General features: G+C 64.8%; 15 protein-coding genes. 12 read left to right on the top strand and 3 right to left on the bottom strand.

Annotated elements, in window-relative coordinates; all coding sequences use genetic code 11:
* Positions 1-5 precede the first annotated feature (5 nt).
* Together HS961_RS00090 and fur are read right to left on the bottom strand one after the other, a co-directional pair.
* On the bottom strand, positions 6-1,598 hold the full coding sequence (locus HS961_RS00090; protein WP_182325809.1) for a DUF1800 domain-containing protein: 1,593 nt from the start codon (positions 1,596-1,598) through the stop codon (positions 6-8).
* Positions 1,599-1,740: 142 nt separating this feature from the next.
* The gene (gene fur, locus HS961_RS00095) at positions 1,741-2,163 is read right to left on the bottom strand and encodes a ferric iron uptake transcriptional regulator (RefSeq protein ID WP_182325810.1); all 423 of its coding nucleotides are present in this window, start codon (positions 2,161-2,163) and stop codon (positions 1,741-1,743) included.
* Between the two features lie 100 nt (positions 2,164-2,263).
* Here fur and HS961_RS00100 point away from each other — a divergent pair, with 100 nt between their 5' ends.
* The 6 genes from HS961_RS00100 (at position 2,264) to HS961_RS00125 (ending at position 8,048) form a co-directional block, all read left to right on the top strand.
* The gene (locus HS961_RS00100; RefSeq protein WP_182325811.1) at positions 2,264-2,833 is read left to right on the top strand and encodes an outer membrane protein assembly factor BamE; all 570 of its coding nucleotides are present in this window, start codon (positions 2,264-2,266) and stop codon (positions 2,831-2,833) included.
* A gap of 115 nt (positions 2,834-2,948) precedes the next feature.
* Complete coding sequence (gene dapB, locus HS961_RS00105) at positions 2,949-3,785, top strand: 4-hydroxy-tetrahydrodipicolinate reductase (RefSeq protein ID WP_182325812.1); 837 nt, start codon at positions 2,949-2,951, stop codon at positions 3,783-3,785.
* Between the two features lie 39 nt (positions 3,786-3,824).
* Positions 3,825-4,559 (top strand): MotA/TolQ/ExbB proton channel family protein, encoded by a 735-nt coding sequence (locus HS961_RS00110; protein ID WP_182325813.1) that lies wholly within the window; start codon positions 3,825-3,827, stop codon positions 4,557-4,559.
* A gap of 24 nt (positions 4,560-4,583) precedes the next feature.
* Positions 4,584-5,012, top strand: a complete 429-nt coding sequence (locus HS961_RS00115; protein ID WP_182325814.1) for an ExbD/TolR family protein — start codon at positions 4,584-4,586, stop codon at positions 5,010-5,012.
* Between the two features lie 202 nt (positions 5,013-5,214).
* Positions 5,215-6,216, top strand: a complete 1,002-nt coding sequence (locus tag HS961_RS00120; RefSeq protein WP_182325815.1) for a DUF2157 domain-containing protein — start codon at positions 5,215-5,217, stop codon at positions 6,214-6,216.
* Positions 6,216-8,048: a GDYXXLXY domain-containing protein gene (locus tag HS961_RS00125; protein WP_182325816.1), complete on the top strand. Its 1,833-nt coding sequence runs from the start codon at positions 6,216-6,218 to the stop codon at positions 8,046-8,048. Before HS961_RS00120 ends, HS961_RS00125 begins: the two co-directional genes overlap by 1 nt.
* A gap of 6 nt (positions 8,049-8,054) precedes the next feature.
* Here HS961_RS00125 and HS961_RS00130 read toward each other — a convergent pair whose 3' ends face one another.
* On the bottom strand, positions 8,055-9,281 hold the full coding sequence (locus HS961_RS00130; protein ID WP_182328041.1) for a mechanosensitive ion channel family protein: 1,227 nt from the start codon (positions 9,279-9,281) through the stop codon (positions 8,055-8,057).
* Positions 9,282-9,554: 273 nt separating this feature from the next.
* Between HS961_RS00130 and leuS the strand changes: the two genes are divergently transcribed.
* The 6 genes from leuS (at position 9,555) to HS961_RS00160 (ending at position 16,551) form a co-directional block, all read left to right on the top strand.
* Entirely contained in the window at positions 9,555-12,254 is a 2,700-nt protein-coding gene (gene leuS, locus HS961_RS00135) for a leucine--tRNA ligase (protein WP_182325817.1), read from the top strand.
* 5 nt (positions 12,255-12,259) lie between these two features.
* Positions 12,260-12,772 carry an LPS assembly lipoprotein LptE gene (gene lptE, locus HS961_RS00140; protein WP_182325818.1) on the top strand — a complete coding sequence of 171 codons (513 nt, stop codon included), beginning with the start codon at positions 12,260-12,262 and terminating at the stop codon, positions 12,770-12,772.
* Positions 12,773-12,812: 40 nt separating this feature from the next.
* Positions 12,813-13,865: a DNA polymerase III subunit delta gene (gene holA, locus HS961_RS00145; protein ID WP_182325819.1), complete on the top strand. Its 1,053-nt coding sequence runs from the start codon at positions 12,813-12,815 to the stop codon at positions 13,863-13,865.
* 163 nt (positions 13,866-14,028) lie between these two features.
* The gene (locus tag HS961_RS00150; protein WP_182325820.1) at positions 14,029-14,847 is read left to right on the top strand and encodes a MetQ/NlpA family ABC transporter substrate-binding protein; all 819 of its coding nucleotides are present in this window, start codon (positions 14,029-14,031) and stop codon (positions 14,845-14,847) included.
* 2 nt (positions 14,848-14,849) lie between these two features.
* Entirely contained in the window at positions 14,850-15,914 is a 1,065-nt protein-coding gene (locus HS961_RS00155; RefSeq protein WP_182325821.1) for a methionine ABC transporter ATP-binding protein, read from the top strand.
* Positions 15,898-16,551, top strand: coding sequence for a methionine ABC transporter permease (locus HS961_RS00160; RefSeq protein ID WP_182325822.1), 654 nt, complete (start codon positions 15,898-15,900; stop codon positions 16,549-16,551). The genes HS961_RS00155 and HS961_RS00160 overlap by 17 nt, the downstream gene beginning before the upstream one ends.
* Positions 16,552-16,560: the final 9 nt, after the last annotated feature.

Below are 16,560 nucleotides of genomic sequence, written 5' to 3' on the forward strand. Positions count from 1 at the left end.
CTCGGTCAGCGAACCATCATTTCGGGGGCAGAGAGAAAGTAGGTGTTCCAGTCGGGCACATTGCGCGCCTTGGACAGCGCTTCGCGGGATGCCGCGCTCCACTGCGCCACGCGGGCCTGGACTGTGGCACGCTGCGCCAGGTCAGGGTAAGGCGGCTGCTCCAGCGCGGCCTGCGGTTCAGCGCGGAACAGCACGGCACTGCGGGTCGCGATCTGCCGCGCCACATCAAAGCGTGCCGCCATCTGGCCGGAACTGGCCCAGTCCGATTGCGATACGGGGTAGCCATCCGGCGTTTCATGGCCATAGAGGGGCTGGCCCTGGCGGTTGATCCAGCCGATCACCGGGCGCACATCGCTGGCCACGCGCTCGTCATAGCCCAGGCGCACGGCGCCCAGCACATAGTGCATGGGGTCCTTGAAGCGCTGGCCTTGCTGGGCCAAGGCCTCGGGCGCCGTCAGCAGCGCACGCAGGGTGGCGGCTATATCGCCGTGGCTGCGGGCAAAGGCCGCTGCCGTGCGCTGCACCAAGGCGGGCGGCGGGTTATCGCTGATGAAGAACAGCGCCAGCTTGCGCGCAATGAACTGCGCCGTGGCGGGTGAGGCCACGATGCGGTCCAGCGCCTCATCCACCGCCGCGAAGCCCTTGGCCCGCAGCGGCTGGCCCAGCAAGACCTGGGGGGCATAGTCGTGCCGGCTGGAGTTGAACTCAAAAAAGCCCTGGCGGCGGTAATCGGCCTGCAGCGCAGGCGCCATGCGGGGCGGCGGCGCGGCAGCATCGCGGGTGCTGAAGCCCACCCCCGTCAGCACATGGGCCATGGCCTGTACATCGGCCTGGGTGTAGCCACTGCCCACGCCCATGGTGTGCAGCTCCAGCAACTCGCGGGCGTAGTTTTCGTTGATGCGGCCTTTGGCATTGCTGGCGTTGTCCAAGTAGAGCAGCATGGCCGGGTGGCGCATGCTGGCTTCGAGCAAGCTGCGGAAGTTGCCCAAGGCATGGGGGCGGATCGCCTGCTCTTCGTAGTCACCAATCCACAGCCGGGTTTCGGCCTTGCGGGTGCTGACGTTGAAGTGGTTCATCCAGAACCAGGTCATCTGCTCCTGCAACTGCGCGGGCGAATAAAGCGCGCGCAGCACCTGGCGCTGCTGGGCCTGGGCCGCCAGCTGGTTCAGGTGGCGCTGTACCTGCTGGCGCAGGCGCGCACCTTCGCCATCGCCCTGGCCTTGCTCGGTAGCGGTACGTGCGGCTTGGCGCTGCGCAGCAATGTCGCGCTGCAGATCCGCCATGCTGCGCTGGCTGATTTCCAAAGCTGCTATCTGTTGCTGGGCTTGCTCAGGCAGATGGGCCGACTGGCGGGGTGCGAGCTGCGCGTCCAGCCAGCGCTGCAGGCCCAAGCGCTGCAGCTGCGCATCCGCGCTGTCGCTGGCGCCCCAGGTCACGCGGTCCAGCCATTGCTGGCGCTGGGCGGCGCTCAGCGGTGCATCCGGTACCGCCGCTTGGCTGCTGGCCGAATCTGGCGGCGCGTGGGAGGCGCAAGCAGCAAGCCACAAGGAGCCCGCCAAGGCGGCGGCGCTGAGGGAGAGCATTCGGTAGGCGCGCATGGGGTGTAAACCTGGTGCAGAGACGCCCATGGTGCGCTTCTGCCGTCGCGCTGCTGTAAAGCTATGTGTGCAAAACGTAAAAAGCGAAGCGCTTGAGGCGCTTCGCTTTTCGTATCAGTATCCCGCTACCGCGAGAGGCCACTTATTTGGCCTTAGTGGCGCACTCCGCGCATTGGCCATACAGGGCCATCGAGTGGTCATGCACAATCCAGCCCTTGCTCTTGGCAATCGACTGCTGGCGTTTTTCAATCTCGGGATCGTAGAACTCCTCGACCTTGCCGCAGCTGGTGCAGACAAAATGGTCGTGGTGCTGGCCTTCGTTGAGTTCGTAGACGGCCTTGCCGCTCTCGAAGTTGCTGCGGATCAGAATGCCGGCCTGCTCGAACTGGGTCAGCACGCGGTAGACGGTGGCCAGGCCGATGTCGGAACGCTCCTCCAGCAGCACGCGGAACACATCTTCCGCCGTCATGTGGCGCTGTGCACCGTTCTGGAAGATATCCAGAATCTTCAGCCGAGGCAGAGTCGCCTTGAGGCCAGTGCTTTTGAGTTCTTCAATATTTTTCATTACAAGGTCTTTCAAGTGGGCCCGATTGGTATACGGACTTCTGGAGAAGGCCTGGAGACCAGCCGCTACAATGGCCGATCATATCGCTATGTCTAAAACCATGCCTGAATTTGTTCGTTCCGGTGTCCGCATGGCGGCGCTGTTGGCCCTGGGCGCCAGTGTGGCCGCTTGCGGCTCTTTCAATGAAGCCAGCCGTAAGTTCGCCAGCGCCGTCACGCCTTACAAGGTCGAGGTGGTGCAGGGCAACGTGATCACCAAAGAGCAGGTCGACGCGCTGCAAAAAGGCATGAGCCGCCAGCAGGTCAAGGATCTGCTGGGCACCCCGTTGCTGGCCAGCGTCTTCCATGCCAATCGCTGGGACTACGTGTTCACCATCAAGCGCAAGGGCGTGCCTGCACAAGAGCGTCGCTTCACCGTGTTCTTCAACGACACTGGCCTGGAGCGCTTTGAAGGCGATGAAATGCCCAGCGAGCAGGAGTTTGTCGCCTCGGTCACGACGTCGATCAAGAACCCCAAGGTGCCGCGCCTGGAAGCCACGCCCGATGAGTTGGCCAAGTACAAGGCTGACCAGCCTGCGCCCAATGCCGACACGGCAGACACCAGCAGCAGCGACACCAGCACCGCTGCGCCGCCTGCCAGCTACCCGCCGCTGGAATCACCACAGCGCTGATGCCCCTGCGCTGGCCAGCACCCGCCCTGCCCCGGCAGCGGGTGGCCAGCGCCGTCTTTGGGCCGTGTCCGATGTTTGCTGAGACGCCGCCCGCTTGAGCCCCAGGAACCGACCCATGACCGCCTCTCTCTCCCCAACGTCCAGTACCCCCATTTCCGTGGCCATTACCGGCGCCAGTGGCCGCATGGGCCGTATGCTGATCGAAGCCGTGCTGGCCAGCAACGACCTGCGACTGAGCGGTGCGCTGGATGCGGCAGGCAGTGCCAGCCTGGGCAGCGATGCAGGCGCCTTTTTGGGCCGTGATACCGGCGTTCGCATCACCGCCGACCTGGCCCAAGGCCTGCAAGGCGCTGATGTGCTGATTGACTTCACCCGCCCCGAAGGCACCCTGGCCCACCTGGCCGTGGCCGCAGAGCGCGGCGTAGGCGTGGTCATTGGCACTACCGGCTTCAGCGACGAAGAAAAGGCGCAGATCCGCCAGTTTGCCGACAAGACGGCAGTGCTGCTCTCCCCCAATATGAGCGTGGGCGTGAATGTGACCTTCAAGCTGCTGGAGATGGCGGCCAAGGCCTTGCAGGAAGGCGGCTACGACATCGAGATCGTTGAGGCCCATCACAAGCACAAGGTCGATGCTCCCTCGGGCACGGCGCTGAAGATGGGCGAGGTGATTGCCGAGGCCCAGGGCACGCAACTGGCCGACCGCGCCGTTTACGAGCGCTTTGGCCACACCGGCGCGCGCGTGGCCAACAGCATTGGCTTTGCCAGCATGCGCGGCGGCGATATCGTCGGCGACCACACCGTGCTGTTTGCCGGCGATGGCGAGCGCATCGAGATCTCCCACAAATCCAGCAGCCGCGCCGGCTATGCGAATGGCAGCCTGCGTGCCGCCCGCTACCTGGCCCGCCAAAAGGCCGGCCTGTACGACATGTACGACGTGCTCGGCCTGCACTGATCTTCTGCCCACCCAGCTTCTCAAAAAGGACGGCCACCCATGACGCTTTGGCAATGGCTCTCACAAGCGGATGCGGTAGCGCTCGCCACCGCCTTGGCCCTGCTGGCAATGTCCGTCATCAGCTGGGTGCTGATTCTCTACAAGGGCTGGTGGCTGGGCCGCGCCCAGGGCGCCACCGTGCAAGCCACCCAGGCTTTTTGGCAAGCCAGCAGCTGGGAGCAGGCGCGTATCCAATTGCCGCAGATTGACCGTGCCAACCTGCTGACCCCGGTGGCCGATGCGATTGCCCACATTGTGGCGGCCGAGCCCGCCGCCAACCACAGCCTGGCTGTGGCCAGCGGCGCCCAGGTGCAAACCACCCGCGTGCTGCGCGAGGCCCTGCATGGCGCCAGCCACCGGCTGCAATGGGGGCAAACGGTGTTGGCCTCGATTGGTGCCACTGCCCCTTTTGTCGGTTTGCTGGGCACCGTTTGGGGCATCCACCAGGCACTGGCCGCACTGGCCGGTGCCGACCATGTCAGCCTGGAGCAGCTGGCCGGCCCCGTGGGCGAGGCGCTGGTGATGACCGCTGCCGGCCTGGCCGTCGCCTTGCCGGCCGTGCTGGCCTACAACCTGCTGGGCCGCAAACTCGCCCAGGTCGAGGAACTGCTCGAAGGCTTTGCCCATGACATGCAAACCTGGGCGCTGCAGCAGGCCGCCCAGGCACCGCAGGCTTACACCAGCGTCCATGCGCACACGGGCGTGGATGCAATCGCCCATGTGGGCAGCCGCTAAGCAGCAGCCCCTGCAGCCCACGCCATGGCCTTCGGACGCTTCAGCAAAAACCCCAGCAGCCCGCCCATCAGCGCCATCAATGTGACGCCGCTGGTGGATGTGATGCTGGTGCTGCTGGTCATCTTCATCATGGCCGCGCCCTTGCTGGCCGCCTCCATCCGGCTGGACCTGCCCCAGGCCGCCAGCGCCACCCGCGCCAATCCGCCCGCTGCGATTGCGGTGCAGATCAATGCCCAGGGCGAGCTGTTTGCCGATGGCGAAGCCACCGACATGGATGCCCTGAAGGCCTTGCTCAAGCAGCAGGCCGAGCGTAACCCGCAGACCGAGGTGCAGCTGTCCATCGACCAAAGCCTGCCCTATGCGCGTGCGGTGGAGCTGATGGATGCCGCGCAGACCGCCGGCCTGAGCCGCATGGGCTTTGTAGCCCAACCCCCGGCGCCTGCGGCGCGCTGACCCCCGCCATCGTCGGCCAGCAGCCTGGTCTCGGGGCGCGGGCCCCGGCAGTATCGTTTCCAGCTACCCCGCCTGCTGATTCACCAGCCCCAGACCCACTTCGTTATATTGCTGGCTGTGTACCCACTGCCATCGGCAGCGGTGCGCAGCCCGGCCCGGCCTTCGCCATCGCGCAGATCGGGCCTCTCAACGAGGAAAACGGATGGACTCCACCCTGTACCAAGTGAGCGCGCAATCGGCGCCTGCTGACCCCCGCATGCCAAGGCTGTATGCGCTGGTCGTGTCTGCGGGCACGCCCGCAACCCTGGCCCACAAAATACGCGCCGGCCTGCTGCTGGTGGCCGCATTGCTGCTGGCCAGCGGGCTGATCTTTTGGGTGGCGGCCAACTGGCAAGCGCAATCGCACTGGTTCAAGCTGGGCCTGATCGAAGGCGCGCTGGCGCTCTCGGTGCTGGCCGCCTGCCTGTGGCCGCGCTTGCGGCTCGCGGCGCTGTTCTGCGCCACCTTGGTGCTGGGCGGCTTGCTGGCCTATGTGGGCCAAACCTACCAGACGGGCGCCGATGCCTGGCAGCTGTTTGCCGCCTGGGCCGCGCTGGCGCTGGTCTGGGTGGCACTGGCCGCCAGCGATTTGCTGTGGTGCGTCTGGGTGCTGATCGTCGCCGCCGCCATCGTCTTCTGGACCGGCAAGCTCGATCTGTGGCAGGTGCTGGTCGCCGACCGCGACAGCTTTGCGCAGCTGATGCTGCGCCTGGTGCTGTGGCTGGCCTTGGCGCTGGTGCCGCTGCTGGTCTACTGCGTACCTGCCTTGCGAGTGCGCGGCGGCATGGGCTGGTGGTCGCAGCGGCTGGCGCTGGGCGGCGCACTGGCAGCCTGGTCGGCCATTGCCACCGTGCAGCTGTTTGATGAGGCCACGCGCCAGACCGTGGCGGCCTTTACGCTCAGCGGCACCCTGGTGGCCGCCAGCCTGCTGCTGTCGCTGTTCAGCCGTTTTCGGGACTTTATCTGCACCTGCCTGGCCACCGTGGCGGCGAATGTGTTGGTCCTATCGCTCATCGCCCGCTGGATATTTGAGTGGCAAGAGACCGAGGCCCTGCTCGCCTTCGCCGTCGTGGTGATGGTCTTCCTGGGCGTCTCGGTCAAGGCCTTGATCAGCGCGCAGCATTATCTGCATGCCCAGCAAGGCAACACCCAGGAGGTGCTGTGATGGCTAGTATCCGTCCCTTGTCCTTTCTGCGCACCCAGCCCAGCTGGTGGGCCCAGGCCCGCCAGCAAGGTCTGGTGCAAGGCGATGCGCCGGCCCCGGATCTGGAAGAGCCGCCCGTGCTGGTACTAGCGCTGGCCATGCTCGGCGCGCTGGCCAGCCTGGTGCCGCTGGCGGTGTTTCTGGCATTTGCGCTGGGCGAGCACTTTGTGTTCGGCACCGGCGGTGTGGTGCTGGGCCTGGTGGTGTTGGCCGTCGCCGGTGGCTTGATGCACCAATCGCGCCAGGCCTTTGTGAACTGCATCGCCCTGGTGCTGTGGTGTACCGGCGGGCTGCTGGTGCTCGTCAACTTGGGCGATGTTGCCGATTCCCGCCTGGGCGTGCTGCTGATTGGCACGGTGTCGGCCCTGGTGCTGATGCTGGGCGCCTCCCTGGCGCAGATGCGCTGGATCCAATCGCTGATGGGCCTGGGCTGGGGCATGGCCGTGGTGGTGAGCCTCATGGCGCTGCAATCCTGGCTGCCGGCCTTGCTGCCCTTGCAGCTGGATGCGCTGCTGCCCGCCTTGCTCTGGTGCTTGTGGCTGCGGGGCGAGCCTGCTCGCCTGGCAAGCCCTGCGCAGCGCTGGTCCCAGCCGCGCTGGGCAGCCTTTGCCGATGCCGCCATCGTCGGCGTGCTCATCAGCAATTTCGCCTCTGGCTATGTGGCCCGCGCTATCTTCTGGGAGCAGAGCGGCGACTTTATGCCCTGGGCCTTCCCAGCCGGGCGCGCGCTGGCGGTCCTGGTGGTGGCGCTCTCGACCTGGATGCTGGCCCGGCAATGGCGCTCCCGGTGCAGCACCAACCGCCAGGCAGAGCACAGCCTGCTGCTGGCGGGTGCCGTGCTGGCCATCGCCGCCTGGTTCAGCACCGGTCTGGCCGTTGTTGCTTTGGTGGCCGCTGGCGCCTTGCTGGCCGCGCGCTGGCGCATCGCAGTGCTCTGCGCGCTGCTGGCACTGGTGGCGCTGGGCCAGTTCTACTACCACCTGGGCTGGTCGCTGGCCGCCAAGGGCCTGGGCCTGGCGCTGGTCGGTGCGCTGCTGCTCGCCTGCCTGTGGGCCTTGCGCCGCGCGGCAGATGCCGGCGCCGCTGCCGCAGGCGCGCAGCCTGCAGCGCCGCAGCGCCGCCTGCAGTGGGTTGGGCTGGTCGTCGGTGCCGTGCTGGCGCTGGGCCTGGTGAACTGGGATGTGCGCGGCAAGGAGCAGGTCATTGCCCATGGCCAGCGCATTCTGGTGCCGTTGATCCCGGTGGACCCGCGCTCCTTGATGCAGGGCGACTATATGGCGCTCAGATTTGCGCTGCCCTTTGAGATGCGCGAAAAGCTCCAGGACATCGTCAGCCCCAGCCAGCTGGTGCGCGCCAGCATTGACGATCAGGGCGTGGCCACCATCCAGGGCCTGCTGACGGAGAGCAGCCCACTGGAAAAAGGCGAGCTGGCCCTGCCACTCAAACGCCTCAAGGGCCAGTGGGTGCTGGTGACGGATGCCTACTTTTTCCCCGAAGGCCAGGGCCGGCATTTTGAGCAGACCCGCTATGGCGACTTCCGGGTGCTGCCCGATGGCCGTGCGCTGCTGGTGGGCCTGGCCGATGCTGATGGCCAACCGGTGCTGCCGCTGCCGGGCCGCTCGATCTGGGAAAGCCCGCTGGGCATCAACAGCCCAGAGGCGACCGGCGTGGACAGCGAAGCGCCGGTGCCCGATGCCGATGAGCCAGTGGCCGTGGCGCCCGAGCCGATGCCTGAAGCGGTAGCAAACGTGCCGACGCCAGCGCCTACCCCTGCGCAAGGGGTACGACGCTAGGCAAGCTCAGCGCTGCAGGGCCTGCACTTCGTGCTGGCGCAGCGCCACTTGCATGTCATTGCCCGATGGCACCTGGAACACGCGCAGGCCAAACTCCGGCAGGATGGCGGTCAGGTGGTCAAAGATATCGCCCTGGATGGCCTCGTACTCCAGCCAGGCGGTGGTGTCGGTAAAGGCATAGATCTCCAGCGGCGAGCCCTGGTTGGTGGGCTCCATTGCGCGGGCCATCAAGGTCATATCCTTGCGCAGCTTGGGGTGCGCCTGCAGGTAGGCATTGCAGTAAGCGCGGTAGGTGCCAATATTGGTGAGCTGGCGCAGGTTGACGATCTCATCGGCCATGTCCGGCGACTTGGTCGAGAAATCCTGGTTGTAGGCGCTGATCTCGGCGAGCTTGCTTTGCAGATAAGGGCGCAGCACGGCGATCTGGCTCAGCTCGGTGATTTCGGCGCGGGTCAAAAAGCGCACCGAGGTGGTATCGATGCACAAGGGCCGCTTGATGCGGCGGCCACCCGATTCCGACATACCCCGCCAGTTCTTGAAGCTGTCGCTCATCAAGCGCCAGGTGGGAATGGTGGTGATCGTGTTGTCCCAGTTGCGCACCTTGACAGTGTTGAGCGCCATGTCCACCACGGCGCCATCAGCGCCCACCTGGGTCATCTCCAGCCAGTCGCCCACGCGCAGAATGTCATTGCTGGCCAGTTGCACGCCAGCGGTAAACGACAGAATCGTATCCTTGAACACCAGCATCAGCACCGCTGACATGGCACCCAGGCCGCTCAGCAAAATGAGCGGGGAGCGGTCGATCAGGGTGGCCACCATCACGATGCCCGCGACCACCATCACCAGCATCTTGCCCAGCTGCACATAGCTTTTGACCGATCGCGTGCTTTGCTCGGCCTCCAGCTGGCTCTCATTGGCCTCCTGGATGCTGTCCATGATGGCGCAGAGCAGGCGTGCCACCTGCAGCGCCGTCACCGCAATCGCCACATTGCGGATCACCGTGCTGGCGACAAGCGGCAGGTGCGGCACGGCGGCAATGCCGGTCTGAACCACCAGCGAGGGCACGATCTGCGCCACGCGCACCAGGATGCGGTTGTCCAGCAAGGTGCGCAGCCAGGCGGCGCCCAGGCTGGAGCGAAAACGCGGCACGATCTGCAGCAGCGCCATGCGCACCACCAGGCGCAGTGCATAGGCCAGCAACACCAAGGCCGCCAAGCCGGCGGCCGTTTGCATCCAGGGTTCGAATTGGTCCAAGGTTTCCCAGGTCACGAGGCAGAGTCCTTTCAAAGACAGAAACGGAAAACGCCTGCAGCGCCCAAGGCCTGCAAGCGGTGATAAGATTGGCTATCAATCAGCAGATAGCCATTTATTTTTACATGCGATCTATAACCGCACCCCAGCGTGCGGCACTCGCCATCTACGGGCTATGGCGATGGGCCTACAATCTTTGCCCATTGACCTCGCCCCGGAAAGCCCGTGGGCGGCCGCTTTTTCCTGACCAGTTCCATGCAAGAAAAATACAACCACTCCGACGTAGAAGCCGCCGCGCAAAGCCAGTGGCAAGCCCAAGATGCCTACCGCGTGTCCGAGGACGCGGGCAAGAAAAAGTTCTACGCCTGCTCCATGCTGCCCTACCCCAGCGGCAAGCTGCACATGGGCCATGTGCGCAACTACACGATCAACGACATGCTCACGCGCCAGCTGCGCATGCAGGGCTACAACGTGCTGATGCCCATGGGCTGGGATGCCTTTGGTCTGCCGGCCGAGAACGCCGCGATCAAGAACAGCGTGCCGCCTGCGCAGTGGACCTACGACAACATCGCCTACATGAAGAAGCAGATGCAGGCGATGGGTCTGGCGATCGACTGGAGCCGCGAGGTAGCGACCTGCGACCCCGACTACTACAAGTGGAACCAGTGGCTGTTCCTCAAGATGCTGGACAAGGGCATTGCCTACCGCAAGACCCAGACCGTGAATTGGGACCCGGTGGACCAGACCGTGCTGGCCAATGAGCAGGTGATCGACGGCCGCGGCTGGCGCACCGGCGCACCGGTAGAGAAGCGCGAGATCCCCGGCTACTACCTGGCCATCACCCAGTATGCCCAAGAGCTGCTGGACCATGTACAGATGGGCAACGACAAGGCAACCCTGACCGGCTGGCCCGACAAGGTGCGCCTGATGCAGGAGAACTGGATCGGCAAGAGCGCCGGTGTGCGCTTTGCGTTTACGCACAACATCCAGGGCGCCGATGGCAACCTGATCGGTGACGGCAAGATGTATGTCTTCACCACCCGCGCCGACACCATCATGGGTGTGACCTTCTGCGCCGTGGCCGCTGAGCACCCACTGGCCACGCAGGCCGCCGCCTCCAACCCCGCGCTGGCTGCCTTTATCGAAGAATGCAAAAAGGGCGGAACCACCGAGGCCGAACTCGCCGTCAAGGAAAAGGAAGGCAAGCCCACGGGCCTGTTCGTCACCCACCCGATCACCGGCGCCCAAGTCGAGGTCTGGATCGGCAACTATGTGCTTATGAGCTATGGCGATGGCGCCGTGATGGGCGTGCCTGCCCATGACGAGCGCGACTTTGCGTTTGCCAACAAGTACAGCCTGCCGATCCGCCAGGTGGTGGCCGTCGAGGGCGAAGGCCCCTACGACCAGCAGCAATGGCATGACTGGTATGGCGACAAGGAGCGCGGCGTTCTCATCGAATCCGGCGCCTTTGATGGCCTGCATTACAAGGATGGCGTTCAAGCGGTGGCCAAGGCCCTCGAAGCCAAGGGCCTGGGCGAGCTGAAAACCACCTGGCGCCTGCGCGATTGGGGCGTGAGCCGCCAGCGCTACTGGGGCACCCCTATCCCGATCATCCACTGCGAAGACTGCGGCGCCCAACCCGTGCCCGAGAAGGACCTGCCGGTCGTGCTGCCCCAGGACCTGGTGCCCGATGGCTCCGGCAACCCGCTGATCAAGAGCGAAGCCTTCCACGCTGGCGTCGTCTGCCCTTGCTGCGGCAAGCCGGCCCGCCGCGAGACCGACACCATGGACACCTTTGTGGATTCGTCCTGGTACTTCATGCGCTATTGCGATGCCAAGAACAGCGAGAAGATGGTCGCCGACGGCGCCGACTACTGGATGCCGATGGACCAGTACATCGGTGGCATCGAGCACGCGATCCTGCACTTGCTGTACGCCCGCTTCTGGACCAAGGTCATGCGTGACCTGGGCCTGGTGAAGGTCGATGAGCCCTTCACCAAGCTGCTGACCCAAGGCATGGTGCTTAACCACATCTACAGCCGCCGCACCGCCAAGGGTGGCAAGGAATACTTCTGGCCCAAGGATGTGGATCAGGTGATGGACGAGACCGGCAAGGTCGTCGGCGCCAAGCTCAAGATCGCCGTGGACAGCGCCGATGGCCTGTTGCCCGAAGGCACCGCGATCGACTACGAGGGCGTGGGCACCATGTCCAAGTCCAAGAACAACGGTGTCGATCCGCAGGACCTGATCGAGAAGTACGGCGCTGATACCGCGCGTCTGTACACCATGTTCACCGCGCCACCCGAGCTGACCCTGGAGTGGAACGAGTCGGCCGTCGAAGGCAGCTACCGCTTCCTGCGCCGCGTCTACAACTTTGGCAGCAAGCTGCATGCGCCGGAGTTTGACACGGCACGCGCCCAAGCGGCCAGCGCTGGCAGCGCCGCCTTTGGCAAGGAAGCCAAGGCGCTGCGCCTGGAGATCCACACCGTGCTCAAGCAAGTGGCCTATGACTACAGCCGCATGCAGTACAACACGGTGGTGTCGGGCGCGATGAAGATGATCAACGCGCTGGAAGACTTCAAGGCCATCGACAGCGAAGGCGGCCGCGCCGCGCTGGTCGAAGGCTTTGGCATCTTGCTGCGTGCGCTCTACCCGGCCACGCCCCACCTCACGCAAGTGCTGTGGGATGCGCTGGGCTACCAGCAAGCCATGGGTGGCCTCTTGGATGCCGCCTGGCCCGAGGTCGATGCCCAGGCGCTGGTGCAAGACGAGATCGAGCTGATGCTGCAGGTCAACGGCAAGCTGCGCGGCTCCATCGTCGTGGCCGCCGGTGCCGACAAGGCCACCATTGAAGCGGCTGCTTTGGCCAATGAAGACTTCCACAAAATCGCCAATGGCGCGGTGCCCAAGAAAGTCATCATCGTGCCGGGCCGCCTGGTGAACGTGGTAGTCTAAGCGCCATGCAAAAACGCACGCTGCTTACTGCCCTGGCAAGCGTGCCGCTGCTGGCGGCATGCGGCTTCAAACTGCGCGGATCGGTCGATTTCGCCTTCAAATCGCTGTATTTGAACGGCAGCGCCAATTCGGCCTTCCTCAAGGAACTGCAACGCCACCTGGAGGCTGCCGGCAGCCTGCAGGTGCTGCGCGATCCGAGCCAGGCCACGCAGGCCGAGGCCATCTTTGATGACCTGGGCCAGCGCCGCGAGCGGGTTGTCGTCTCGCGCAATGCGGCCGGCGAGGTGCGCGAGCTGCAGATCCGCCTGATCACGCGCTTTCGGGTGCGCGATGCCAAGGGCGGGCTCTATGTGCCCGACTCCGAGCTGATGCAGTACCGCGAAATCAGCTACGTGGAAACCTACGCGCTCTCGAAGGCCAACGAAGAAGAGATGCTCTACCGCAATATGCAGACCGACATCGTCCAGCAAATTGTGCGTCGCCTGGCCATCGTCAAGACCGTCACCCCCACTGAATGACAAGCGCTGCGGCAACGCAGTGCTGGAAGCGCGATCAAGCATGCAAGTGCCGTTGAACCAGTTGACTGCCCAGTTGGGCAAGGGGCTCCGGTCCCTGTATACCGTGTATGGCGATGAGGCCCTGCTGGTGCAAGAGGCCGTGGACGCCATCCGCGCCGCGGCGCGCGCCAATGGCTATACCGAGCGCAACAGCTTCACCGTTGCCGGCGCACATTTTGACTGGAGCGCGGTGCTGGCAGCCGGTGGCAGCCTGAGCCTGTTTGCCGACAAGCAGATCATTGAAGTGCGCATCCCCAGCGGCAAGCCCGGCAAGGATGGCAGCACGGCGCTGCAGCAGTTGGTCAGCAGCAGTGTGGACAACGACAGCACCCTGACCATCGTCATCCTGCCGCGCCTGGACAAGGCCACCAAAACTGGCGCCTGGTTTGCTGCGCTGGACACCAACGGCATCACCTTGCAGGTGGACAGCATCGAGCGCGCCGCGCTGCCCGCCTGGATCGCCCAGCGCCTGCAGCGGCAGGAGCAGCATGTCAAAGCCGGTGAAGAAGGCCAGCGCACCCTGGCCTTTTTTGCCGACCGGGTCGAGGGCAACCTGCTCGCCGCCCACCAAGAGATTCAGAAACTCGGCCTGCTCTACCCGGCAGGCGAGCTGGGCTTTGAGCAGGTTGAGCAGGCGGTGCTGAACGTCGCCCGCTACGACGTGTTCAAGCTCTCGGATGCCGTGCTCTCCGGCCAGGTGCTGCGCACCGAGCGCATGCTCAACGGCCTGCAGGCCGAAGGCGAGGCCGAGGTGCTGGTGCACTGGGCGCTGGCCGAGGACATCCGCGCGATGAAGCGGGTCAAGGACGCGCTGCGCAATGGCCGGCCGATGCCGATGGCCCTGCGCGAGAACCGGGTCTGGGGCAACAAGGAGCGCCATTTTGAGCGCGTGCTGCCCCGCATCAACGATGCCACCGTCGCCCGGCTGCTGCACTCGGCCCATGCGGTCGATGGCATCGTCAAGGGCCTGAAGGTGCCCGAATGGCCGGCCAATGGCTGGCAGGCGCTGCACCGCCTGGCCTTGCAAACCTGCAAGGCCTGCAGCAGCCGCTGAGAACTGTTCTCAACCACAGCTAGCACTTATTCCCTTGATCAATAGGGAATGCAGGTGACTGATGACCCCCGCATGACACCGCTGCGCCAAGCTTGGCGCATGCTGCACTGCAGCAAACGATGGCGTACACTGCGGGCTGTTTTTGTAAAACAGGTTTCATGTCATGAACAAGCGCGCGTTTCTCCACACCAGCCTGGCCGTCCTGGCCGCCACCTCCGCCGCCTTTGTCTGGGCGGCTGATGCCACCACGCCCAAGGTGATCAAGGTGGGCATTCGCGGTGGTGTGGCAGAAGACCTGTGGGCCGAAGTCGCCAAGGTCGCCAAGACCAAGGGCCTGAACCTGGAGCTGGTGGTGATGAGCGCCTCGGTCAGCCCCAATGAGGCGCTGAACAATGGTGACCTGCAGGCCAACGCCTTCCAGCATCTGCCCTTCTTGGAAGAGCAAGTGCGCCAGCGCGGCTACAAGATCAGCTCCGTGGGCACGACGATGATGTCGCCGCTGGCCTTCTACTCGCGCAAGCACAAGCGCCTGGAAGACCTGCCCCAAGGCGCGCATATCGGCATCACCGATGACGCCAGCAACCAGGCCCGCGCGCTGATCGTCTTGCGCGACCATGGCCTCATCCGCCTGCGCGATGGCTTTGATCCCTTCAGCCCCAAGGCCGGCCCGGCCGACATCATCGACAACCCCCGCAAGCTGCGCTTTACCGAGGCCCATGCCGTGGTGCTTGCCCGCTCGCTGCAGGACATGGATGCGGCGGCCATCACCAGCAACTTTGCCTTCCAGGCCGGCCTGCGCCCCTTCATCGACGGCATTGCAGTAGAGAAGAGCGAAGGCAATCCTTACGCCGCCTTGATCGCCGTGCGCAGCCAGGACAAGGATGCGCCCTGGGTCAAGCAGCTGGTCGCCTCGTTCCAGAACGACACGATCCGCCAGCTCATCAACACCAAGTTCAAAGACATGTACGCACCGGCCTTCTGAGCATGGCGGCGCATATTGTTTTTGAGCAGGTCGGCAAGTCCTATGACGGCGCCGACGGCAAGCCCGGCGCCATGCAGGCGCTGGCCGATATCAGCTTCGAGATCCGCCGGGGCGAGATCTTCGGCATCATCGGCCGCAGTGGTGCGGGCAAATCCACCTTGCTGCGCACCATCAATGCGCTGGAAATACCCAGCCAGGGCCGCGTGCAGGTGCAGGGCATTGACCCGGCCCGCCTGCCCGAGAACGACCTGGTGCAGCTGCGCCGCAAGATCGGCATGATCTTCCAGCACTTCAACCTGCTGTCGTCCAAGACCGTCTGGGAGAACGTCGCATTGCCGCTGCGCGTGGCCGGCGCTACCGCCAGCCAGATGCAGGAGCGCGTGGCCAAGCTGCTCGATCTGGTGGGTCTGTCAGCCAAAGCCCAGGCCTACCCGGCGCAGCTGTCGGGCGGGCAAAAGCAGCGCGTGGGCATTGCCCGGGCGCTGGTGCATTCGCCCGAGGTACTGCTTTGCGACGAGGCCACCTCGGCGCTGGACCCGGAGACCACGCAATCGATTCTGGACCTGCTGCGCGACATCAACCGCCAGCTGGGACTGACAGTGGTGCTGATCACCCATGACATGGCCGTCATCCGCGCCATTTGCGACCGGGTGCTGGTGCTGGACCATGGCCGCATGCAGGAGCTGGGCGAGGTCTGGTCGGTGTTTGGTGCGCCACAAAGCGCCGCCTCCCAGGCCATGCTGCATTCGCTCAAGCAAGGCCTGCCCCATGCGGTGGCGCAGCAGCTGCAGCCCAGCCCCGATGCCGTGCACAACCATGCGCTGATCGGTCTGCGCTTTCATGGCCTGCCGCCCGGCCAGGGCCTGCCACTGGCTGCGCTGCAGGCGTTGGATGCGCTGTGCGGCGGCGCCCAGCTGATCCACGGCGGCCTGGACCATCTGCAAGGCCACAGCGTGGGCCAGCTCATCGTGCGCCTGCCGGCCAGCCCCTTGCCGCCTGAGGAGACCCTGCGCCAGGCCGCAGGTGCCGATACCCTGGAGATTCTTGGCTATGTCCAGCCCCATTGATAAATACCTGCAGGCCTTTGGCCAGACCATGCTGATGGTGGGGGTCTCGTCGGTCATCGCCATCAGCTGCGGCTTGCTGCTGGCCATTGTGCTGACTGTCACCGGCCCCAAGGGCCTGTATGCGCGCCCGCTGTTCTACAAGGGTCTGTCGGTGCTGGTGAATATCTTCCGCGCCATCCCCTTCATCATCTTGCTGGTGGCGCTGCTGCCGGTCACCCGCACGATTGTTGGCACCACCTTGGGCACCTGGGCTGCCGTGGTGCCGCTGTCGGTCAACCTGATCCCCTTCTTTGCCCGCATTGCTCAGGTGAGCCTGAACGATGTGGACCATGGCCTGATCGAGGCCGCACGCGCCATGGGCTGCAAGCGCTGGCACATCGTGCGCCATGTGCTGCTGCCCGAGGCCCTGCCCGGCATCATCGGCGGCATGACGGTCTGCGTGATCGCCATCGTCAACGCCTCGGCCATGGCTGGCGCCGTGGGCGCCGGCGGCCTGGGGGATCTGGCCATCCGCTATGGCTATGAACGCTATGAAACACGAGTGATGTTTGAAGTCATCGTCATCCTCGTCGCCCTGGTCTCGGTGCTGCAATTTGCGGGCGAATGGCTCGCACGCCGCGCCAACCACAAACACTGAATCTGAAAG

It is taken from the genome of Comamonas piscis, assembly GCF_014109725.1.
GTDB lineage: Bacteria > Pseudomonadota > Gammaproteobacteria > Burkholderiales > Burkholderiaceae_C > Comamonas > Comamonas piscis.

Bases quoted from the DNA above. Each gene is read 5' to 3' on its own strand.
- HS961_RS00090 (WP_182325809.1), bottom strand. From the start codon at position 1,598: ATGCGCGCCTACCGAATGCTCTCCCTCAGCGCCGCCGCCTTGGCGGGC.
- fur (WP_182325810.1), bottom strand. From the start codon at position 2,163: ATGAAAAATATTGAAGAACTCAAAAGCACTGGCCTCAAGGCGACTCTG.
- HS961_RS00100 (WP_182325811.1), top strand. From the start codon at position 2,264: ATGCCTGAATTTGTTCGTTCCGGTGTCCGCATGGCGGCGCTGTTGGCC.
- dapB (WP_182325812.1), top strand. From the start codon at position 2,949: ATGACCGCCTCTCTCTCCCCAACGTCCAGTACCCCCATTTCCGTGGCC.
- HS961_RS00110 (WP_182325813.1), top strand. From the start codon at position 3,825: ATGACGCTTTGGCAATGGCTCTCACAAGCGGATGCGGTAGCGCTCGCC.
- HS961_RS00115 (WP_182325814.1), top strand. From the start codon at position 4,584: ATGGCCTTCGGACGCTTCAGCAAAAACCCCAGCAGCCCGCCCATCAGC.
- HS961_RS00120 (WP_182325815.1), top strand. From the start codon at position 5,215: ATGGACTCCACCCTGTACCAAGTGAGCGCGCAATCGGCGCCTGCTGAC.
- HS961_RS00125 (WP_182325816.1), top strand. From the start codon at position 6,216: ATGGCTAGTATCCGTCCCTTGTCCTTTCTGCGCACCCAGCCCAGCTGG.
- HS961_RS00130 (WP_182328041.1), bottom strand. From the start codon at position 9,281: ATGCAAACGGCCGCCGGCTTGGCGGCCTTGGTGTTGCTGGCCTATGCA.
- leuS (WP_182325817.1), top strand. From the start codon at position 9,555: ATGCAAGAAAAATACAACCACTCCGACGTAGAAGCCGCCGCGCAAAGC.
- lptE (WP_182325818.1), top strand. From the start codon at position 12,260: ATGCAAAAACGCACGCTGCTTACTGCCCTGGCAAGCGTGCCGCTGCTG.
- holA (WP_182325819.1), top strand. From the start codon at position 12,813: ATGCAAGTGCCGTTGAACCAGTTGACTGCCCAGTTGGGCAAGGGGCTC.
- HS961_RS00150 (WP_182325820.1), top strand. From the start codon at position 14,029: ATGAACAAGCGCGCGTTTCTCCACACCAGCCTGGCCGTCCTGGCCGCC.
- HS961_RS00155 (WP_182325821.1), top strand. From the start codon at position 14,850: ATGGCGGCGCATATTGTTTTTGAGCAGGTCGGCAAGTCCTATGACGGC.
- HS961_RS00160 (WP_182325822.1), top strand. From the start codon at position 15,898: ATGTCCAGCCCCATTGATAAATACCTGCAGGCCTTTGGCCAGACCATG.